Below are 20,264 nucleotides of genomic sequence, written 5' to 3'. Positions count from 1 at the left end.
TGGGGTCGGCGCGGCCATCGTCGAAGGTCTTGGGAATTGCCCCGAGCCGGAGGCGAAAAACTCTCAGGAACCTAACCCTTTTATGGCAACCAACCCCCAGCCCACGCGCGACGATTTCGCGGCGATGCTCGATGACATGTTCGGCGGTGCCGACAGCTTCGAGGGTCGCGTCGTGCATGGCACCGTCACCGCGATCGAAAACGACATGGCCGTCATCGACGTCGGTCTGAAGTCGGAAGGCCGTGTGCCCCTCCGCGAATTCGCTGCCCCCGGCCAGAAGGCCGACCTGAAGGTCGGTGACGAAGTCGAGGTCTATGTCGACCGCGTCGAGAACATGCACGGCGAAGCGATGCTCAGCCGCGACCGCGCGCGCCGCGAGGCCGCCTGGGACAAGCTGGAGCTCGAATTCTCGAAGTCGGCCCGCGTCGAAGGCGTGATCTTCGGCCGCGTAAAGGGTGGCTTCACCGTCGACCTGAACGGCGCCGTGGCGTTCCTGCCCGGTAGCCAGGTCGACATCCGCCCCGTCCGCGACGTCACCCCGCTGATGGACATCCCGCAGCCGTTCCAGATCCTGAAGATGGACCGCAAGCGCGGCAACATCGTCGTGTCGCGTCGCGCGGTCCTGGAAGAGACCCGCGCCGAGCAGCGTTCGGGCCTGATCCAGAGCCTGGCCGAGGGTCAGATCATCGACGGCGTCGTCAAGAACATCACCGATTACGGTGCGTTCGTCGACCTGGGTGGCATCGACGGCCTGCTGCACGTCACCGACCTGTCGTACAAGCGCGTCAATCATCCGTCGGAGATGATCGCGATCGGCGACACCGTGAAGGTGCAGATCATCCGCATCAACAAGGACACGCAGCGCATCTCGCTCGGCATGAAGCAGCTCGAGAGCGATCCGTGGGATGGCGCCGGCGCCAAGTACCCGGTCGGCGCGAAGCTGTCGGGCCGCGTCACGAACATTACCGAGTATGGTGCGTTCGTCGAGCTGGAGCCGGGCATCGAAGGCCTGGTCCACGTGTCGGAAATGTCCTGGACCAAGAAGAACGTCCATCCGGGCAAGATCGTGTCGACCTCGCAGGAAGTCGATGTGGTCGTCCTCGAGGTCGATCAGGAAAAGCGCCGCATCTCGCTCGGCCTCAAGCAGGCTCAGGCCAATCCGTGGGAAGCGTTCGCCGCTGCCCATCCGATCGGCTCGACCGTCGAGGGCGAAGTCAAGAACGCGACCGAGTTCGGCCTGTTCATCGGCCTGGACAACGATGTCGACGGCATGGTCCACATGTCGGACATCGCTTGGGGCGTGTCGGGTGAGGATGCCCTCAACCTGCACCGCAAGGGCGAAGTCGTTCAGGCCGTGGTTCTGGATATCGACCCCGAGAAGGAGCGTATCTCGCTCGGCATGAAGCAGCTCGAGCGCGGCGGCCCCGTCGCCGGCGGCGTGGCTGCGGCTGGCGATCGCCTGAACAAGAACCAGGTCGTCACCGTGACCGTCCTCGAAGTCCGCGACGCGGGCCTCGAAGTCCAGGCGGGCGACGATGGTGCGACCGGCTTCATCAAGCGCACCGATCTGGGTCGCGACCGTGACGAGCAGCGCCCCGAGCGCTTCCAGGTCGGCCAGAAGTTCGACGCGATGGTCACCGGCTTCGATCGTTCGAAGAAGCCGACCTTCTCGGTCAAGGCGATGCAGATCGCCGAAGAGAAGCAGGCGGTGGCTCAGTATGGTTCGTCCGACTCGGGCGCGTCGCTGGGCGACATTCTGGGCGAAGCGCTGAAGGCGCGCACCCAGAAGTAAGTCACTGGACCGGGGCATGTTTTTTCGGAAACATGTCCCGGCTTCGGCCAAAAGACACTGGTGTGTCTTTAATCGTATAATAAAACTACTTTCAGCAGCGAGAAACACAGGTTAAGAACGATCCGTCTTAAGCTTGGGACTAGACGATGATCCGTTCGGAACTGGTGCAAAAAATCGGTCAGCGTAATCCGGGACTGAACCCGCGTGAAGTTGAACTGATCGTCACGATTTTCTTTGATGAGATTACCAAGCGGCTGTCGGATGACGGTCGCGTCGAACTGCGCGGCTTTGGCGCCTTTTCGACCCGTGCGCGCGGTGCTCGTACCGGCCGCAATCCCCGTACCGGCGAAACCGTCGATGTCTGCGCCAAGCGCGTTCCTTATTTCAAACCCGGCAAGGAAATGCGCGCGCGTCTGAACGTCGACGCGGAGTGATCGCATTCCGGTCTTGAGGTGACGGGGGCGCGGCTATTCCGACTTTACGACAGCTGCGCCCTTGACCTTCGCGGCATCCTGGTATCTTCGTTGGCCTGTGCGCGGACGTGGCGAAACCGGTAGACGCTGCCGACTTAAAATCGGCTTCCTATGGAGTGCGGGTTCGAGTCCCGCCGTCCGCACCATCGGGTTGGCGGCCGCCCTGATGGCGACGACCGCCTGCGAGCGCCATGCCGATCATGGGGCTGTGGTCGTCAGCACCGTCCAATCCACCAACCCTTCCGCCCGGTCCGGCGGGCTTCCCCTCACCGATGACGACACGTCGCGCCGCGTGCTGCGCGATGCGCTGGCACAGGGGTTGGTGCGCTTCGACGCCAATGGCCAGATCGAGCCGGGGCTGGCCGAACGCTGGATCGTCATCGACGAGGGCGGCAGCTTCATCTTCCGCCTGCGCGAGGCGAAATGGAATGACGGCTCACCCGTCACCGCCGAGCAGGTCGTGCCGATCCTGCGTCGTCTGGTGTCGCCCCATTCGGGCAACCCCTTGGCCCCCTTCCTGACGGCGATCGACGAGATCGTGGTGATGACGCCGCAGGTCATCGAAATCCGCCTGTCGCGCCCCCGCCCCGACCTTTTGAAGCTGTTCGCCCAGCCCGAAATGGCGATCGTTGATCGCGGGCGTCGCGGCACCGGGCCCTTCCGCATCATCCGGGCGGGGCCGCCCCCGCTGCTACGCCCCATCCCCGATCCCCGTCGTGTCGAGCCCGAGGACGATGCCACGCCCGCGCCGGAAGAGGATGTCCGCCTGATCGCCGAGACATCGGCACGCGCCATCCTGCGTTTTGCTGGCGGCCGGTCCGACCTGTTGCTCGGTGGTCGGTTCGAGACGTGGCCGCTGCTCGACGCCGTCCGGATCAACCAAGCCGCCATCCGGGTTGATCCGGCGGCCGGTCTTTTCGGGCTGAGCATTGTCCGTCGCGACGGCTTCCTGGCGGACCCGGCCAACCGCCAGGCGCTGTCGGCTGCGTTCGACCGGGCTACCATGCTGGCGGCGGTCGCGCCCAATTGGGAAGCCGCCGACCGCCTGCTGCCCGACACGCTCGACTCGGACGCCCCGCCGCAAATCCCCGGCTGGGCGCTTCTCAATCTGGACGAGCGGCGCAGCGGGGCGCGGGCTCGGGTCGCCGCCTGGGGTCAGCCGGTTCGGCTGCGCATCGCCTTGCCGCGGGGGCCGGGGGCGAACCTGCTCTATGGCCAGATTGGCGCGACATTGCTGGCGATCGGCATCACGCCCGAACGGGTGGCGCTCGATGATCCGGCCGACCTCCGCCTGATCGATGCGGTCGCCCCCTATGACAGCGCGCGCTGGTATCTCGCGACCGCCTGCGCGCCCTGTGGAGAGGCGGCGATGGCGGCGATCGAGCAGGCACGGTTGGCCCCCACGCTGGCGGAACGCGGATCGGCGATCGCGGCGGCGGATGCGGCGATCAATGCCGACACGCCCTTCATCCCCTTGGCCCGCCCGCTGCGCTGGTCGCTCACCACGCCCCGGTTGCGGCAATTCCAGACCAACAGCCGCGCCTGGCATCCATTGAACCGATTGCGCGCCATCACCAATTGAACGGCATGGCCAACACGTCCCGCATCGCCCCCACGGCATTCGACGCTCTGCCGCTCGACAAGAGCATTGCCGCCAGCCGCCAGCGGATCGAGGCGATGGAGCGCCTGTTGGAGCGGGTCGTCGTGCTGCCCGGCCTCAACCGGCCGATCGGGCTGGACGTGATACTGGGTCTGGTCCCGATCGTCGGCGACATCGCTGCTGCGGCGCTGGGTAGCTACATCATTTGGGAAGCGCGCAATCTGGGCCTGTCCAAATTCCAGATGGCACGGATGATGGGCAATGTCGGCTTCGACGCGCTGCTGGGCTTCGTGCCGCTGATCGGCGACGCCGCCGATGTGCTGTTCCGGTCGAACACGCGCAACCTGCGGATCATCCGCAAGCATCTGGACAAGCATCACCCCTCCAGCGTGGTGCTGGAGGGGTAAGCGCGGTCAGCGGCTGCCCCGCCAGATCTTCAGCGGTGCGTTGGGCGACAATCCGCCCTGATGCGCCGGACAGCGGGCGGGGCGGAATGCCTTGTTCAGGCAGATCCAGATTTCGTCCAACCAGCCTTCGCGCGTGGCGGTCACGCGCATCATGTCGGCGGTCATCCCCCGATTGGCGGCGGCAAAGGCGGTCGCCAGAACACCTGCGGTCAGGCTGTTCCGGCGCGAGAGCCCGTCCATGTTCGGGAAGCGCAACCCGTAATATAGCGCGTTCGACCGCTGGAAATAGCGCGCCGGGCTGTATCCGCTCATGCAGGTGCCATGCTTGGCCCATTCATGCTGCATCAGCTGCGCCGAGGGGGTGGCGCAGATATGGCGGCGGACGACCGCTTGCGGGATGATCGCGGTCGGGCGGCAATATTGCGGCCAGTCCTTGTCCACGCCATCGGGCCACAGCCCGTGCAGGGTGAAGCCGAAGCGGTTGGTGCCGCCGCACTGGAAGCTGCTATTCCCCTTGGTGTCGCGGCAGAATTGCGGACTCCAGGTGATGGCCAGCGTGTAGCCGCCGATCGGCAGCACGCGGGTCGGCTGGCTCTGGCTGGGCAGGTCGGGGCGGATGGGCTGGGCCCCGCGCGGTGCGGTGCATTGCAGCGTCTGCGCCGACAGCAGCTGCGGCGTGGCCAAGAACGCCATCCCGATGATTACGTGTTTCATGCTTCGCTTACCTCCGCCATCGCGCGATACCAGGCCAGGGCATTGGGCCGCATCAGCATCACGACCGCGACCAGCGACGTCGCCGCCTGCACCGCCGTCAGCACGCCGAACACGCCCTCGGCCAGCGCACCGACCGACACCTGATAGAGAAAACCGAGCAGGTTCAGGATCGTCAGCACGACCAGCAGCCCCAGCCCGACCCGGCTGGCCATGCGAGTGGTCAGCAGCGTGCCGAGCAGGAACAGCCCGATCAGCAGGCCATTGGCGATGATCGCGATCGCCACCCCGGCCTGGGCGACCGTGTCGGCCCAGCCGATGATCGCCAGCACCACCAGCAACAGGATGGCGAACAACGAAAGCCGCTCGCCCAATATCACCGACTTCGGTCGCACGATCTTCCCCTTCCAAGCCCGCCTCAGGCGGCGGCGAAATCCAGTCCGATATCGGCCGCCGGGGCCGATTGGGTCAAGCGACCCACGCTGACATAGGTGACGCCCGATTCCGCCATGGCGCGAATGGTGTCGAGACGTACGCCGCCCGACGCCTCGGTCGGCACCCGGCCCGCGACCAGCGCGACACCCTCGGCCAGCTGCGCCGGAATCATGTTGTCGAGCAGCAAATGGGTCGCCCCCGCCGCCAGCGCCGGTTCGATCTGGTCGAGCGCATCGACCTCGACGATAATCCGCGCAATCCCCGCCTCTCGCGCCGCCGTGACCGCCGGGCCGATGCCACCCGCGACCGCGACGTGATTGTCCTTGATCATCGCCGCATCCCACAGGCCCATGCGATGATTCTGCGCGCCGCCCATGCGGGTGGCGTATTTCTCCAGGAGGCGAAGGCCCGGAATGGTCTTGCGCGTGTCGAGCAGCGTCGCCCCGGTGCCCTGGATCGCTGCGACATAAGCCGCCGTCATCGTCGCGATGCCCGACAGATGCTGGACGGTGTTCAGCGCGGACCGTTCGGCGGTCAGCATCGCGCGGGCCTTGCCGGACAGGCGGAACAGATCGGTGCCCGCCGGAACGCTGGTGCCATCCTCGACCAGCCGCTCGATGACGACATCGGCGTCGAGGTGGCGGAAGAACGCCTCGGCGATGGGCAGCCCTGCGACGGTGATCGCATCGCGGCTGGCCATGGTGCCGATGAACCGCGCCTCCGCCGGGATCACCGCCGCCGAGGTGATGTCGCCGCCGGGCCCCAGATCCTCGGCCAGTGTCGCCTGGACGAAACTGTCGAGGTCGAACCCGTCGATCACGCTTTCCGTCACGAACGCGGGCCCAGATCGCCCGTGCCGACCGTGCCGCTGGCGAGCGTCAGCATCGCGTCCAGGCTCTTCTTGGCCTGAAGCCGCAGCCCTTCCTCGATCTCGACGCGCGGGGTCAGGTCGCGCAGCGCAAGGTACAGCTTCTCCATGGTGTTGAGCGCCATGTAGGGGCAGATATTGCAGTTGCAGTTGCCGTCCGCGCCCGGTGCACCGATGAAGGTCTTGCCCGGCATCGCCTTTTGCATCTGGTGGATGATGTGCGGCTCGGTCGCGACGATCAGCGTATCGCTGGTCAGGCCTTGCGCGAACTCCAGGATGCCGCGCGTCGAGCCGACATAATCGGCATGGTCCAGGATCACGGCGGGGCATTCGGGGTGCGCGGCGATCGGCGCGTCGGGGTGCTGGGCGCGCAGCTTCAGCAGTTCGGTTTCGCTGAACGCCTCGTGCACGATACAGACGCCCGGCCACAGCAGCATGTCGCGGCCGGTCTTGCGCGCCAGATAGCCGCCCAGGTTACGGTCGGGGCCGAAGATGATCTTCTGCGCGGGATCGATCTGCGCCAGGATCTGCTCCGCCGAGGACGACGTCACGATGATGTCGGACAGCGCCTTCACCTCGGTCGAGCAGTTGATATAGGTCAGCGCGATGTGATCCGGGTGCTGCGCCCGGAACTCGGCGAACTGTTCGGGCGGGCAGCTGTCCTCCAGACTGCACCCGGCGGCCATGTCGGGCAGCACGACGATCTTGTCGGGCGACAGGATTTTGGCCGTCTCCGCCATGAAGCGCACGCCGCAAAAGGCGATGACGTCGGCGTCGGTCGCCTGTGCCTTGCGGCTGAGGTCCAGGCTGTCGCCGACGAAATCGGCCAGGTCCTGAATCTCGGGCTTCTGATAATAATGGGCGAGGATGACGGCGTTGCGCTCCTTGCGGAGCCGGTCGATCTCGGCGCGCAGGTCGAGGCCCGTCAGATTCGTCTGGATGGTCATGGCATTCCCCCTAGGCGCATGGGCTCGCGCCGACAATTGGCCACGTCAGCCGCTATTGCCAAGAACCTCTTGTAGGTTGCGCGTCGTGTCCCAGCGTTCGTCAGCCGCCGCTTCGTCGGAGAAGCGGACCTTGACGCTGCCCTCTACCCCCGCCGCGCGCAGCGGCATGGCGAAGCTGCGCTCGACCGCACGCCGCGTCGCATCGCGGGCCAGCTTCATCGGCGCGGGCGCACGCGCCTGTCGCATCAGCTCGACCTGCCCCGCCGTGCGATTGGCGGCGTCGAGCCGCTGCTCGGCGTCGGTGAAGGTGGTCAGCAGGCCGCCCGATCCATATTCGCGGATCGCCGACAGATCGACCTGCGGCCCGTCGATCTCAACGGGGGGCAGCGTCACCGACAGGACATGGGCATTCGCATCCCAGCGCACATCCTGCTGGCGCAGCTTGCCCAGATCGACCTCGTAACGGACCATGCCCGGCATGATCAGCGTCCGCTCGGTCGAAAAGCCGAGCTGCGACTGGCGCGAGCTGACGACCGCGACGTACCGCGCCGCGAAGGCCGACAGCCGGTTCTGTTCGCGCAGGCCGTCTAGGCTGGCGCGCGCGATGGTGGTCGGGTCGGGGGTCAGCCGATCCTCGACATAGCGCTGGACACCCCACACCATGATCAGTCCGGCCAGCACCAGCAGGAGCAGCACCCCCGCCACCTTGGTCAGGAACAGGCCGACCCCGCCGCGCGCCCGTGACGGTGGCTGCGGCGTGTCGGCAGGCGGCGTCACGCGCTGATCCATGATGCTCCTTCCTCGCGAACCAGCCCGCGGTTTCGCAGGTCATAAAGATGCGCCAGCACCGATCGTTCCGCCGCCGGAATTAGTTTGGGGTTCAGGCCGACATACATGCGGGCGGTCATCGCCGCGATCGGCAACCTCTCTTCCGCCGCCAGCAGGCGCAGGATTTGCCCCTCGCGTTGCTTGCGATGACCCAGCATCCCGCGCACCAGCCGCTGCGGATTCTCGACCGCCTCGCCATGCCCTGGGTAATAGACCCGGTCGTCGCGCTCCATCAGCTTTTCCAGGCTGGCCAAATAGGCGCTCATGTCGCCATCGGGCGGCGACACGATGCTGGTCGACCAGCCCATGACGTGATCGCCCGAAAACAGCGCCCTGGTCTCGGGCAGCGCAAAGGCGAGATGGTTGGAGGTATGGCCCGGCGTCGCAATGGCGTTCAGCGTCCAGCCGTCGCCGCACACCTCCTCGCCCTCCGCCAGGACCCGGTCCGGCGCATAGTCGCGGTCGAAGGCGGCGTCGGACTGGCCGCCCTGATAGTCGGCGGCGAACGGAGCCGCCCCGACGATCGGGGCGCCGGTCAGCCGGGCGAGCGCGCGGCTGGCCGGGCTGTGGTCGCGATGATGATGGGTGATCAGGATCGCCACCACCGGCCGCCCGGCGATCGCGCGGGTCAGCGCGTCCAGATGCGCGGGATCGTCCGGCCCCGGATCGATGACCGCCACGTCGCGGTCGCCCACGACATGGCTCTGCGTGCCCGTATAGGTGAAGGGCGACGGATTAGGGGCGAGCACGCGGGTGACCAGCGGCTCAAGCAGGATCGGAATGCCGGTCGGGTGCTCAGCCATTCCCGACCATGTGGGCAAGCGGCGGACAAAGGGCAACCCCTGTCCCCGTCGGACGGGCACAGAGGTCGAGTTGGGGTAAAGTCGTAGTCCTGTCAGTCGCGATCGCGGTTCGCCATGTCGGCCTTCAACTCGGCCGTCGCCTCGTTCAGGCCGTTCAGTGCGTCACGCCGGGCGTCCTCGGACAGGTTGCGGTCGCGGATGATCGAGGCGCGGGCACTCTCGATGCTGGCAAGCGCGATCTGCATGTTCACCTGCGCCGTGCGCTGGGCATGGACGGCGGCGAGTGAGGCCTGACGAGCATCCCGCTCGATCCGGTCGGTGCAGATGATCGTCACCTGCCGCCGGGTCTTGCCGTCGACCGTCATATAGCTGGTGCGGGTATCGCTGTTGCCGGTACCACAGGCACGCGCCTGGACCATGGGGATTGGAGGCATGGGCACCATCGGGACCATGCCATTGTCGCCGATGAACTTGACCTTGTGCCCGTTGCGCAGCGTCACGACGCGGACACGGGGCGCGGCAGGTGCCTGCGGCGCGGCGGGAACCGCGGCGGCCTGGGGAGTCGCAGGTGCAGCGGGAACGGCGGGCACCTCCGGAACCGTCGCAGCGATCGCGACCACGGGTTTTGCAGGGACAGCCGGAGCCACAGGTGCGGACGGCGCGGCAGGCGCTTCGGGCGCCTCCGGCGTGGTCTGAACGACGGCGGGCAGGACCGCAACCGTGCTGGTCAGGTCGACGCCCAGCGTCCGCTCGACCTTCTTGGTCAGCGCCGCCGCCGCCGGCGTGCCCGAGGCAGTCGCCCCCAGCCCGGCCAGGACCAGCAGCGACACGGTGGCCCCGCCCATCGCCAGCTGGCGACGCGATTTCGGAGAAGTCGTCAACATCTTCAGCCTCCCTTTCAGATCATCGATGGTGTGCAGGTGACAGGCGCCCGACAGTGCGCGGCCATGCGCGGCCTTCACGATGGCGCAGGCATAGACATGCCGGTCGGCACGGCTGCGCCCCTTCAGGACGCGAGCGTCGTTGGCCAGCTCCTGATCGGCACGAAAAGCGTGGAAGGCCCGCCACGCCAGCGGGTTGAACCAGTGGAGCGCCAGCACGGCGAGCGCGACCCAGTTGGCGATCAGGTCGCCGCGGGCATGGTGGCCCAGCTCGTGCGCCAGCGCCAGATCGCGCTCATCGGTGTCGTAACGCTCGGCGAAATCGCGCGGGAAAGCGACGTAGCGATGCCAGATGCCGAAGGCGAGCGGGCCCGGCGCGCCGTCGCTGGCGACCACACGCACGCCTTCCACCGCCTCCAGCGGCTCGGCATCGGCCAGCAACCGCGTGCGGAAGCGCCAGTGGCGAAAGAGCTGGAAGCCGAGGAAACCCGCCGCCCCGATGATCCAGAACAGTGCAACACCCTGCTCCACCCTCTGCCAGATGCCGGGCGCATCCACCGTGGCGGGGATCTGCGCGGTCATGGGCAGCACGACATAGGTCGCGAAGCGCTCGCTCGCGGCGGCCAGCGGCGGGGTCGCCTGCTCGGACAGTCCGCGCGGCAGCGGCGGCAGGAGCAGGCGAAGCAGCGGCAAGGCCCAGAGCGCATAGGCGATCTGCGGCCCGAAGGCCTGGCGGACATGGCGGCGGGCCAGCAGGACCAGCGCCATCAGGAGGGTGGAGGCGATCATCGCCTCCACCGCCCAGCCGAGTTGCGCGCCGCTCATGCCTTCAGGTCCTTGAGCAGCGCCTCGATCTCGGAAATGTCCTGTGCGGTCAGCTCGTCCCGCTCGGCCAGATGCGCGACCAGCGGGGTCAGGCGACCGCCGAACAGCCGGTCGATCAGGCGGCGGGATTCACCCACGACATAATCGTCGCGCGCGACCAGTGGGCGATACAGATAGCGCCGCCCCTGCTCCTCATGCGCAATGGCGCTCTTGGCGAGCAGACGGCCGAGCAGCGTCTTGACGGTGTTGGTGCTCCAGCCGCGTTCGGGATCGACCCGCTCCGCGACATCCTGCGCGGTCAGCGGAGCCTCCTCCCACAGGACCTCCATCACGGCATGTTCGGCATCGCTGATACGCTCGGCCATCGACTCGCCCTCTTATTGACTACAAGCGTAATCCTATTTCGATTACAGGCGTAGTCAATAGGGTCGATCCATTCCTCCCCTGCAAGGGGAGCTGGCAATCCGCAGGACTGACGGAGAGGTATCACGGCCAGCGGGGACACCCCTCCACCACCGCTTCGCGGTGGTCCCCCTTCCCTTGCAGGGGAGGAATAAAAAAGGGGCCGGATCGTAATCCAGCCCCCTTTCCAATCTTACAATCGTCGACCTATCACGCGGTCTTCACGTCCTGGACCAGCTCGGCCAGTTCGCCGCTTTCATACATCTCCATCATGATGTCCGAACCGCCGACGAACTCACCCTTCACATAAAGCTGCGGGATGGTGGGCCAGTCCGAATAGGCCTTGATGCCCTGGCGGATGCCCTGGTCCTGAAGCACGTCGACGCTCTCGAACGGCACGTCCAGATGGTTCAGGATCGCCACCGCACGGCTGGAGAAGCCGCATTGCGGAAAGAGCGGCGTGCCCTTCATGAACAGCAGGACGGCATTGTCCTTCACCAGCGCATCGATCCGCGCATTCGTATCGTCGGTCATATCATTCATCCTTGAGGGAATGGGATCAGGCGGCCGGAACCGCGGTGGTCAGTTGCAACGCATGGAGCTCGCCCCCCATGCGTCCGCCCAGCGCGGCATAGACGGCGCGAGTGCGTGCGACCCGGCTCATACCCGCAAAGCTGGCGGCCACGACATGCGCGGCATAATGGTCGCCGTCCCCGGCAAGGTCGGTGATCTGGACCTCGGCATCGGGAATGGCGGTACGGATCATCGTGGCGATGTCATCGGCGGCCATCGGCATGGTCAGCGGCTCTCCATCAACTGGCGACGCGCCTCGACCAGCTGTTCGTCCAGCGCGCGGCGGACCTCGACCTCGTCAACGTCGATCCCGGCGGCGGTCAGGTCGCCCAGCAGCTTGCGGATGACGTCCTCATCGCCCGCTTCCTCGAAATCGGCCTGTACGACCGCCTTGGCATAGGCGTCGGTTTCGGCAGGAGTCAGCTTCATCCGCTCGGCCGCCCATTGCGCGACCAGCCGGTTGCGCCGCGCCGTGATGCGGAACATCATGTCCTGATCGGCCACGAATTTGGCCTCGAAGCCCTTCCTGCGATCGTCGAAACTGTCCATCGGTTCGCCATCCCCCAGCCCTATGGGCCATCCAAACATAACGTCCGAGATAGGGGGCGTCGCGCCCGCGTGCAACCGATGCGCCGACCAGGTGTTGCACGACGCCCCGAAGGATCGTTGCGCCGGGGAAACAATGGGAACCAGGTCTTGGTCGATGCGTAGTGTAACTATAACGAAAACGGGATAAACCCCCGGAAAACGGGGATATCACCGGCAACTTAGGAGAGCATCGTGACCCATTCCCACGTCATGCCACCCGACCGCCACGACAATCCGATGCTGGGCATCATCAACGGTTTGATCGGTTCGCTTGCCCTATGGGCGCTGATCGCCGGGGTCATCGTCGCCGCGTCCTGACGGTTTCGCCAGGACGCCGGCACCAGGCTTCGTCAGGCGGTTCCCGCCGTGGCGGCGTCCAGGCGCTGACGACCCGCGATCCAGGGCCGCCCCTCGGCCATCTGCCCTTCGAAACTGCCGATCGCTTCGTCGCGCGCCAGCGTCAGGCCGACTTCGTCGAGCCCCTTCATCAGGCATTCGCGGCGAAACGGATCGAGTTCGAACGCGAAGCGGTCCTGGAACGGGGTGGTGACGGTCATCGTCTCCAGATCGACCGTAATCGGCTGGTCCTTCGCCACCTCGACCAACCGGTCTACGGCGTCCTGCGGCAGGACGACCGGGACGATCCCGTTCTTGAAGGCGTTGCCCGAAAAGATATCGGAAAAGCTCGGCGCGATCACCGCCTGGATGCCCATGTCCGCCAAGGCCCAGGCCGCATGCTCGCGGCTGGACCCGCAACCGAAATTGTCGCCAGCGATCAGGATCGGCGCGCCCGCATAGCGCGGATCGTCGAAGATATTGTCCGGTTGCGCACGCACCGTCTCGAACGCGCCGCGCCCCAGCCCGGCGCGGGTGATCGTCTTCAGCCAGTGTGCCGGGATGATGACATCCGTATCGATATTCTTGGCGCCCCATGGATAGGCAGTGCCGGAGACGGTCGTAACCGGGTTCATTCCATCATCCCTGTATTCGAAACCCGCGCGTTCAGCCCGCGCGCTGCGGACGCTGCTCGGCCACGGCGGGGCGTGACGCGATGCCTGCGGCATAGGCCGCCGCGCCGCACAGAACGGCGCCGGTGACGAGCATGACCAATACGTGCTTCATGATGCGTATCCCCTATCGTCCCTGTCAGATGCCTTCACGATCGAAACCGTGGCTCTTCAACTCTCTAACATCGAAAAGGCGCCCGGTCACCGCAGCGGCGGCGGCCATGGCGGGGGACAGCAGATGGGTGCGCGCGCCGGGACCCTGGCGACCGACGAAATTGCGGTTCGAGGTCGAGGCGCAACGCTCGCCCGCGGGCACCTTGTCCGGGTTCATCGCCAGGCACATCGAGCAGCCCGGCTCGCGCCATTCAAAGCCCGCCTGCACGAAGATCCGGTCCAGCCCCTCTTCTTCGGCCTGACGCTTCACCAGCCCCGAGCCGGGGACGACCAGCGCACGGACGCCGTCCGCCACCTTGCGGTCGCGCGCCACGGCGGCGGCGGCGCGCAAGTCCTCGATACGGCTGTTGGTGCAGCTGCCAATGAAGACATGCTGGATGGGCACGTCCTGCATCGCGGTGCCGGGGGTCAGCCCCATATAGTCCAGCGACTTGCGCGCCGCTTCGCGCTTCGACGGATCGGCGAAGCTGTCGGGATCGGGCACGACGCCGGTGATCGGCACCACGTCCTCGGGACTGGTGCCCCAGGTCAGATTCGGCGCGATGTCGGCGGCATCGAGCGTCACGACCTTGTCATAGACCGCGCCCGGATCGGTCGGCAGCGTTCGCCACCAGGCGACCGCCTTGTCCCAATCCGCGCCCTTGGGGGCCATCGGACGGCCTTTCAGATAGGCGAAGGTCGTCTCGTCCGGCGCGATCAGGCCAGCACGCGCGCCACCCTCGATCGACATGTTGGCGATGGTCAGGCGACCTTCGATCGACAGGTTGCGGATCACGCTGCCGGTGAATTCGATGACATGGCCGGTGCCGCCCGCCGCGCCGATCTTGCCGATGATCGCCAGCACGACGTCCTTGGCCGACACGCCGTGACCCAGCACGCCGTCGACGCGCACTTCCATGGTCTTGGACGGCGAGAGGAGCAGCGTCTGGGTCGCCAGCACATGCTCGACCTCCGACGTGCCGATGCCGAAGGCCAGCGCGCCCAGCGCGCCATGCGCCGAGGTATGGCTGTCGCCGCACACCAAAGTCGTGCCCGGCAGCGTAAAGCCCTGCTCCGGCCCGACGACATGGACGATGCCCTGCGCCGCCGCCGTTGCGTCGATATAGTCGACACCAAACTCGGCGGTGTTGCGGCGAAGCGCGTCGAGCTGCTGCGCGCTTTCCGGGTCGGCGATGGGCAGGAGGTTGCCGTTCGCGTCCTTGCGCGGCGTCGTCGGCAGGTTGTGATCGGGCACCGCCAGCGTCAGTTCGGGACGACGCACCTTGCGCCCGGCGGCACGTAGCCCCTCGAATGCCTGCGGGCTCGTCACCTCGTGAACGAGGTGACGGTCGATATAGATGAGGCAGGTGCCATCGGGCCGCCGTTCGACAACGTGCGCGGCCCAGATCTTCTCGTACAGAGTCTGGGGTCGTTGGGCCATGATGCGGGCGCTGTTATCCGAAAAGATGCGCAACGCAAAGGTGTGGCGCAATGTTATTTCGATTTCGGTGGGATTCCCGTGGCCTTCGACTTCGCTCAGGCTGAACGGAGCGAGCGAGGCGGCCCTTCCCAACCTCCGTTCAGCCTGAGCGAAGTCGAAGGCCACGCCCCGCCCTTACCCCTTGGCGCGATAGTCCGCCGTCACGCCCCCGCACTCCGCCAGATCGATTTCATGATCCGGGTCGCGCCACGTCTCGGCCAAGGCCTGCGCTTCCCAGTCGCGCATCGCCGGATGCGCCAGAACCGTCTCGACCCAGGCCGCCCCCGTCGCACCGACATCGATGCCGTAGGTCCGCACCCGGAACGCGACCGGCGCGTAGAAGGCATCGACCGCCGAGAACCGATCGCCAGCCAGCCAGGGCCCGCCAAATTGCGACAGCCCCTCGCCCCATAATTCCGCCAGCCGTGCGACATCGCGCTCCAGCCGGGGTGATGCTGGCTTGGCGTCCACCCGCACCCCGATATTCATCGTTCGCTCGGCCCGCAGCGCGCCGAAGCCGCCATGCATTTCCGCCACCGCGCACATCGCCCAGGCCCGCGCCGCCTCGTCCTCGGGCCAGACTCCCGGATGCCGTTCGGCCAGATATAGCGTGATGCCCAGCGAGTCCCAAACGGTCCGCTCGCCATCGATCAGCACCGGGACCTGCCCCGTCGGCGAAAAGGCGCGGAACGCCTCGTAATTCTCCGCCGCCGCGAACGGCTCGATCCGGTCGGCAAAGTCGATCCCCAACGCCTTCATCAGCAACCAGCAGCGCAGCGACCAGCTGGAATAATTCCGGTTCGCGGTGACCAGGGCATAGGCCATCAGCGGTCGAACTTCGCCGTGGTCTTCGCCGCCACCTCATCGGCGGTGACGCCCGGCGCGCATTCGATCAGGCGGAAGGCGCTGTCGTGATCGGGGCGCTGGAACACCGCCAGATCGGTGACGATCATGTCGACGACGTTGCGGCCGGTCAGCGGCAGGGTGCATTCGGGGATGAACTTGGGGCTGCCGTCCTTGGCGTTATGCTCCATGACGACGATGATCTTCTTGACGCCCGCGACCAGATCCATCGCACCGCCCATGCCCTTGATCATCTTGCCGGGGATCATCCAGTTGGCGATGTCGCCGCCTTCGGACACTTCCATCGCGCCCAGCACGGTCAAGTCGATATGCCCGCCCCGGATCATCGCGAAGCTGTCCGCCGACGAGAAATAGACCGAGTGTGGCAGCTCGCTGATCGTCTGCTTGCCCGCGTTGATCAGGTCGGGATCGACCTCGTCGTCATAGGGGAACGGCCCGATGCCCAGCATCCCGTTTTCGGATTGCAGCGTGACCTCGACCCCTTGGGGGATATGGTTGGCCACCAGCGTCGGGATGCCGATGCCGAGATTGACGTAGAAACCGTCCTTCAGCTCCTTGGCCGCACGGGCGGCCATTTCGTCGCGGGTCCAGGCCATCACTGCTCTCCTGTCGGGTGCCACCGCCGGTCGGCGGGGAAGATGTCGTCCGCGCTGCCCTTCAGCGCCTTGCCGTAAACGGGGTTCGGGAAGACGAACCAGCCGCGCCCCCAAAGGGCCGCGATGCGCGAGCCATCGGCCCGGACGCGCCGTTCCGCCACCGTGGCAGATGCGTTGAACAACTCGCTGAAATCACCCAGCTGATCGCCGCCCATGGCGATCACGCAGTAACGCTGTGCAATCTGCCAGCGACGCGGGTCCTTGTTGTCCCCGCTGCCCGTGTCGGGGCGCACGAACAGCGTGTCGCCATGCACCGCCGGGCCAAGCCCCGCCGCGTCGATCACGCGCGCCGCACCCGCCGGATCGTCGCGGTTGGTGTTGAAGATCACGGTTACGCCCATGGTCCGCAGATCGGCGATCGCCGCCGCCGCGCCGGGCGTGGGCAGGACGGCATGGCCATCGCTCTGCTCCCAGGCGCGCCAGCGGGTGTTGAAATCGCGACCCGAACGGCCGTTCAAATCGTCATATTCGAAGCCGAGATTTTGCAGGACCGTCTCGTCGACATCGAAGACGGCGGCGGGTCGCTTGCCCGCGCATGGCACGAAGCGGGGGTTTTCGAGGCTCGCGCCCTGCGCCAGCACGACGCTGTCGGCTTGCGGGCGGCGAATGCGGTCGGCGGCATAGGTGACGAGCGCGTTCCACGCCTGGCGCGAGATCGCATCGGCTTCGGCCGAGCCGTAGAGATATTGCATCCCTGCGAGTTTGGGGTTGGTCGCGGGTGGTGGGGGTGCGGGGCTGTTGTTGCCAACGGCTACGACGCAGCCGGATAGGGCAAGGGCGGCGGCGAGTGCGGCGCCTAGCCTCAGACCGGGTAGCCCTCCCCCAACCCCTCCCGCTTGCGGGAGGGGAGAGGTGATTTGGCGACTGTCTTGCTCAATCTTCATGCGTTTCACGAACCACACCTCCGCCAAAAGCGCTCCCCCTCCCGCAGGCGGGAGGGAGTCGGGGGGAGGGCTGGCGCTCTCCGCATCCCCCGCCCCCCCGAAAATCAAACCCGTTCGCGCACCGTGCGGAATTCGATCTTCTTCTCATACGGCGCGCCGACGATCATCCGCTTCACATAGATGCCCGGCAAATGGATCTGGTCGGGATCGAGCAAACCGACCGGCACCACCTCCTCCACCTCGGCGACGCAGATGCGCCCCGCCGTCGCCATCGGCTGGTTGAAGTTGCGCGCGGTCTTGCGGAAGATCAGGTTCCCGGCCTCGTCGGCCTTCCACCCCTTGATGATCGACAGGTCGGCACGGATGCCGCGCTCTAGGATGTAATCCTCTCCGTCGAAGCTCTTCACTTCCTTGCCCTCGGCGACTTTCGTGCCGACGCCGGTCTTGGTGTAGAAGCCGGGGATGCCAGCGCCCCCTGCCCGGCAACGCTCGGCGAGCGTGCCCTGCGGACAGAACTCGACCTCCAGCTCGCCGCTGAGATATTGCCGCTCGAACTCCTTGTTCTCGCCGACATAGGACGAGATCATCTTCTTGACCTGATGCGAGCGGAGCAGCTTGCCCAGCCCCACGCCGTCGATCCCGGCATTGTTGCTGGCGATGGTCAGGTCCTTGACCCCGGCGGCCTCGATCGCGTCGATCAGCCGCTCCGGGATGCCGCACAGGCCGAAGCCCCCGGCGCAGATCGTCATGCCGTCATGGAGCAGGCCGTCGAGCGCGGCGGCCGCGTCGGAATAGAGCTTCTGCATGGGCGTCCTCCCTGTGATGGAGGAAGCGTTAGGCGGAGCCACGGAGCCGGGTCAAGCCAGCGTTTGCGCTTTGCGCGGGCCAGCGTTTGCGCTTTGCAATGAAGCGGCGTTAGGCTGGCCTCCATGACCTTAAAAACCGGCGGACGCCTGCTTGTCGATGCGCTTCTCGAACAGGGGTGCGACCGTATCTTTACCGTGCCGGGCGAGAGTTTCCTGGCGGTCCTCGATGCACTGCATGACACGCCCGCGATCGATCTGGTGACCTGTCGGCAGGAGGGCGGCGTGACCTTCATGGCGTGCGCCGATGGCAAGCTGACAGGACGACCGGGCGTGGCCTTCGTCACGCGCGGGCCGGGCGCGACCAATGCGGCGATCGGGGTCCATGTCGCGCGGCAGGACTCGCAACCGATGATCCTGTTCATCGGAGATGTCGATCGGGGCACCCGCGACCGCGAAGCCTTTCAAGAGGTCGATTTCCAGGCGATGTTCGCCCCACTCGCCAAATGGGCGGCGCGAATCGACGATGCCGCGCGCATCCCAGAATATGTCGCCCGTGCCTACGCCACCGCGATGAATGGGCGGCCGGGGCCGGTCGTCCTAGCCCTGCCCGAGGACATGCTGTGCGACATGGCCCAGGGCACGCCCCGCCCCCGCATCGAACGCCCCTCGCAGGATGTGCGGATCGAGGACGTCATGGCCGCGCAGGACCTGATCGCCAAGGCCGAGCGCCCGGTCGCGATCATCGGCGGCGCGCACTGGAATGACGATGCGGTGGCACTGGCCGAACAATGGGGCGAAGCCGCGGGCATCCCGCTGGTCGCGGCATTCCGGCGGCAGGATGCCGTGTCGGCCAACTGCGCGGTCTATGCCGGCAATCTGGGCTATGGCCCCAATCCCGCGCTGGTCGCCCGGGTGAAGCAGGCCGACCTGCTGATCGTGCTCGGGGCACGCCTGGGGGAAGCGACGACCGATGGCTATAGCCTGATCACGCCCGATCATCCGGGCCAGACGCTGATCCATATCCATCCCGACCCGGAGGAGTTGCACAGCACCTATCGCACCGATCTGGCCCTGTGTTGCGATGTGGACCGGGCGCTGGGGATGCTGGAACTTCTGGCGACGGAAGCCGCCGCGCCGCATCCCTCCGGTGCGGAAGCCCATGCCGCCTATCGCGCATGGACCGATCCGACCCCGCGCGACGGCGTGACGCTCGACCTAGGCCAATGTGTCGCGGCGATGCGGGAGGTCCTGCCCGCCGATTCGATCCTCTGCAACGGCGCGGGCAATTATTCGGGCTGGTGGCATCGTTACTGGCGCTACGAGCCGGGGTGTCAGCTGGCCCCGACCTGCGGCGCGATGGGCTATGGCTTGCCCGCCGCCACCGCCGCCGCGCTGCGTCATCCGGAGCGGATGGTGGTGGCGCTGGCGGGCGATGGCTGCTTCCTGATGAACGGGCAAGAACTGGCGACCGCCGTGCAGCATGGTGCCTCGATGCTGGTGATCGTCGTCGACAATGGCGGATATGGCACGATCCGCATGCATCAGGAGCGCGAATATCCCGGCCGCGTGGCGGCGACCGCGCTCGCCAATCCGGACTTCGCGGCGCTGGCGCGTGCTTATGGCTGCTGGAGCGAGACGGTGACGCGGACCGAGGACTTCGACCCTGCCCTGTCCCGCGCCATGGCGGAGACGGGCGTGCGCCTGTTGCACCTGAAGACGGATATCGAAGTCATCACGCCCGCCAGCACGCTGTCACGAATCGCCCAGCGATAGGCCCGTCCTGGCGGGAGGCATCGTTGCAGGTGCCAGCTTGCGCATGGGCCTTCGACCTCGGGGTGGAAGGCCACGAACGCAGCCGAGTTGAGACATTCGCTCTGCTTGCAAGAGCTTCAGCCAGCCAAGACCTCATCCTGCACTCAAAGTAACGCTATCATAAAATCGATTGCACGACCTCGCAGAGCACAGAAAAAATAAAACCGCCCCGGCGTAAACCGGGGCGGCGAGTTCGTTGCTGATTGCTTTAGTCAGAAAACGACTAGCAGGTTCAGATGTTGTCGCCAAGAGCGCCCTTGACCGAACCCTTCATCTGTTCGCCCTTGCCCTTGACCTGCTGGGCTTCGCCCTCGGCCACGAGCTTGTCGTTGTTGTTGTGCTCGCCAATGGCTTCCTTGGCCTTGCCAACCAGCTCGTTGACGTTGCCCTTGATCTTGTCGGTCAGCTCACCCATTGCGGCCTCCATTTACTGGGGATTGACAAATCCCGTTGAACACTCGGAAACACA

Annotated in this window: 24 protein-coding genes and 1 tRNA gene; 7 read left to right on the top strand and 18 right to left on the bottom strand. The window is 66.3% G+C overall.

Annotated elements, in window-relative coordinates; all coding sequences use genetic code 11:
• Positions 1–82: 82 nt before the first annotated feature.
• From rpsA to ACWKSV_RS00915, 5 genes are all read left to right on the top strand, one after another.
• The gene (gene rpsA, locus ACWKSV_RS00935; protein ID WP_056439406.1) at positions 83–1,792 is read left to right on the top strand and encodes a 30S ribosomal protein S1; all 1,710 of its coding nucleotides are present in this window, start codon (positions 83–85) and stop codon (positions 1,790–1,792) included.
• 146 nt (positions 1,793–1,938) lie between these two features.
• Positions 1,939–2,226, top strand: a complete 288-nt coding sequence (locus ACWKSV_RS00930; RefSeq protein ID WP_056439404.1) for an integration host factor subunit beta — start codon at positions 1,939–1,941, stop codon at positions 2,224–2,226.
• A 101-nt stretch (positions 2,227–2,327) separates the two neighbouring features.
• Positions 2,328–2,411: transfer RNA gene (locus tag ACWKSV_RS00925), tRNA-Leu, on the top strand.
• Between the two features lie 20 nt (positions 2,412–2,431).
• Complete coding sequence (locus tag ACWKSV_RS00920) at positions 2,432–3,847, top strand: ABC transporter substrate-binding protein (RefSeq protein WP_076718018.1); 1,416 nt, start codon at positions 2,432–2,434, stop codon at positions 3,845–3,847.
• 5 nt (positions 3,848–3,852) lie between these two features.
• Positions 3,853–4,272 carry a DUF4112 domain-containing protein gene (locus tag ACWKSV_RS00915; RefSeq protein ID WP_076715508.1) on the top strand — a complete coding sequence of 140 codons (420 nt, stop codon included), beginning with the start codon at positions 3,853–3,855 and terminating at the stop codon, positions 4,270–4,272.
• A 6-nt stretch (positions 4,273–4,278) separates the two neighbouring features.
• Here ACWKSV_RS00915 and ACWKSV_RS00910 read toward each other — a convergent pair whose 3' ends face one another.
• The 11 genes from ACWKSV_RS00910 to ACWKSV_RS00860 all read right to left on the bottom strand — a co-directional run bounded on the left by ACWKSV_RS00910 (position 4,279) and on the right by ACWKSV_RS00860 (position 12,094).
• The gene (locus ACWKSV_RS00910; protein WP_076715507.1) at positions 4,279–4,986 is read right to left on the bottom strand and encodes a ribonuclease T2 family protein; all 708 of its coding nucleotides are present in this window, start codon (positions 4,984–4,986) and stop codon (positions 4,279–4,281) included.
• Entirely contained in the window at positions 4,983–5,378 is a 396-nt protein-coding gene (locus ACWKSV_RS00905) for a hypothetical protein (RefSeq protein WP_156884219.1), read from the bottom strand. Before ACWKSV_RS00905 ends, ACWKSV_RS00910 begins: the two co-directional genes overlap by 4 nt.
• 23 nt (positions 5,379–5,401) lie before the next feature.
• Positions 5,402–6,250 carry a carboxylating nicotinate-nucleotide diphosphorylase gene (gene nadC, locus ACWKSV_RS00900; RefSeq protein ID WP_076715504.1) on the bottom strand — a complete coding sequence of 283 codons (849 nt, stop codon included), beginning with the start codon at positions 6,248–6,250 and terminating at the stop codon, positions 5,402–5,404.
• The gene (nadA, locus tag ACWKSV_RS00895; protein ID WP_076715502.1) at positions 6,247–7,233 is read right to left on the bottom strand and encodes a quinolinate synthase NadA; all 987 of its coding nucleotides are present in this window, start codon (positions 7,231–7,233) and stop codon (positions 6,247–6,249) included. The genes nadC and nadA overlap by 4 nt, the downstream gene beginning before the upstream one ends.
• A gap of 45 nt (positions 7,234–7,278) precedes the next feature.
• Positions 7,279–8,022, bottom strand: a complete 744-nt coding sequence (locus ACWKSV_RS00890) for a DUF4230 domain-containing protein (protein WP_076715501.1) — start codon at positions 8,020–8,022, stop codon at positions 7,279–7,281.
• Positions 8,007–8,864, bottom strand: a complete 858-nt coding sequence (locus ACWKSV_RS00885) for an MBL fold metallo-hydrolase (protein WP_076715499.1) — start codon at positions 8,862–8,864, stop codon at positions 8,007–8,009. The genes ACWKSV_RS00890 and ACWKSV_RS00885 overlap by 16 nt, the downstream gene beginning before the upstream one ends.
• Before the next feature lie 92 nt (positions 8,865–8,956).
• The gene (locus ACWKSV_RS00880; RefSeq protein ID WP_191864853.1) at positions 8,957–10,570 is read right to left on the bottom strand and encodes a M56 family metallopeptidase; all 1,614 of its coding nucleotides are present in this window, start codon (positions 10,568–10,570) and stop codon (positions 8,957–8,959) included.
• A complete protein-coding gene (locus tag ACWKSV_RS00875) occupies positions 10,567–10,935 on the bottom strand; it encodes a BlaI/MecI/CopY family transcriptional regulator (protein WP_056439369.1) in 369 nt (122 codons plus the stop codon). Before ACWKSV_RS00875 ends, ACWKSV_RS00880 begins: the two co-directional genes overlap by 4 nt.
• A gap of 247 nt (positions 10,936–11,182) precedes the next feature.
• On the bottom strand, positions 11,183–11,506 hold the full coding sequence (gene grxD / locus ACWKSV_RS00870; protein WP_056439494.1) for a Grx4 family monothiol glutaredoxin: 324 nt from the start codon (positions 11,504–11,506) through the stop codon (positions 11,183–11,185).
• Positions 11,507–11,531: 25 nt separating this feature from the next.
• Positions 11,532–11,768, bottom strand: a complete 237-nt coding sequence (locus ACWKSV_RS00865) for a BolA/IbaG family iron-sulfur metabolism protein (RefSeq protein ID WP_042490079.1) — start codon at positions 11,766–11,768, stop codon at positions 11,532–11,534.
• A gap of 2 nt (positions 11,769–11,770) precedes the next feature.
• On the bottom strand, positions 11,771–12,094 hold the full coding sequence (locus tag ACWKSV_RS00860; protein ID WP_056439368.1) for a DUF1476 domain-containing protein: 324 nt from the start codon (positions 12,092–12,094) through the stop codon (positions 11,771–11,773).
• A 231-nt stretch (positions 12,095–12,325) separates the two neighbouring features.
• Between ACWKSV_RS00860 and ACWKSV_RS00855 the strand changes: the two genes are divergently transcribed.
• Positions 12,326–12,451, top strand: a complete 126-nt coding sequence (locus ACWKSV_RS00855; protein ID WP_257787196.1) for a hypothetical protein — start codon at positions 12,326–12,328, stop codon at positions 12,449–12,451.
• A 32-nt stretch (positions 12,452–12,483) separates the two neighbouring features.
• Here ACWKSV_RS00855 and leuD read toward each other — a convergent pair whose 3' ends face one another.
• The 6 genes from leuD to ACWKSV_RS00825 all read right to left on the bottom strand — a co-directional run bounded on the left by leuD (position 12,484) and on the right by ACWKSV_RS00825 (position 17,983).
• Positions 12,484–13,104: a 3-isopropylmalate dehydratase small subunit gene (gene leuD / locus ACWKSV_RS00850; protein ID WP_076715496.1), complete on the bottom strand. Its 621-nt coding sequence runs from the start codon at positions 13,102–13,104 to the stop codon at positions 12,484–12,486.
• A 175-nt stretch (positions 13,105–13,279) separates the two neighbouring features.
• Positions 13,280–14,734: a 3-isopropylmalate dehydratase large subunit gene (gene leuC / locus ACWKSV_RS00845; RefSeq protein ID WP_076718016.1), complete on the bottom strand. Its 1,455-nt coding sequence runs from the start codon at positions 14,732–14,734 to the stop codon at positions 13,280–13,282.
• Positions 14,735–14,908: 174 nt separating this feature from the next.
• Entirely contained in the window at positions 14,909–15,598 is a 690-nt protein-coding gene (locus tag ACWKSV_RS00840; RefSeq protein ID WP_076715495.1) for a glutathione S-transferase family protein, read from the bottom strand.
• A complete protein-coding gene (locus tag ACWKSV_RS00835; protein WP_056439489.1) occupies positions 15,598–16,233 on the bottom strand; it encodes a CoA transferase subunit B in 636 nt (211 codons plus the stop codon). Before ACWKSV_RS00835 ends, ACWKSV_RS00840 begins: the two co-directional genes overlap by 1 nt.
• A complete protein-coding gene (locus tag ACWKSV_RS00830; RefSeq protein ID WP_237243556.1) occupies positions 16,233–16,985 on the bottom strand; it encodes an HAD family acid phosphatase in 753 nt (250 codons plus the stop codon). Before ACWKSV_RS00830 ends, ACWKSV_RS00835 begins: the two co-directional genes overlap by 1 nt.
• A gap of 296 nt (positions 16,986–17,281) precedes the next feature.
• Positions 17,282–17,983, bottom strand: a complete 702-nt coding sequence (locus ACWKSV_RS00825) for a CoA transferase subunit A (protein WP_483666828.1) — start codon at positions 17,981–17,983, stop codon at positions 17,282–17,284.
• A gap of 123 nt (positions 17,984–18,106) precedes the next feature.
• On the opposite strand from ACWKSV_RS00825, the gene ACWKSV_RS00820 reads away from it, so the two are divergent.
• Positions 18,107–19,756: a thiamine pyrophosphate-binding protein gene (locus ACWKSV_RS00820; RefSeq protein WP_083706592.1), complete on the top strand. Its 1,650-nt coding sequence runs from the start codon at positions 18,107–18,109 to the stop codon at positions 19,754–19,756.
• Between the two features lie 271 nt (positions 19,757–20,027).
• Here the strand turns inward: ACWKSV_RS00820 and ACWKSV_RS00815 are convergent, their stop codons facing one another.
• Entirely contained in the window at positions 20,028–20,210 is a 183-nt protein-coding gene (locus ACWKSV_RS00815) for a CsbD family protein (protein ID WP_056439483.1), read from the bottom strand.
• Positions 20,211–20,264 lie beyond the last annotated feature (54 nt).

The organism is Sphingomonas sp. SphC10 (assembly GCF_057004845.1).
This window is presented reverse-complemented; position numbering and strand designations above follow the sequence as displayed.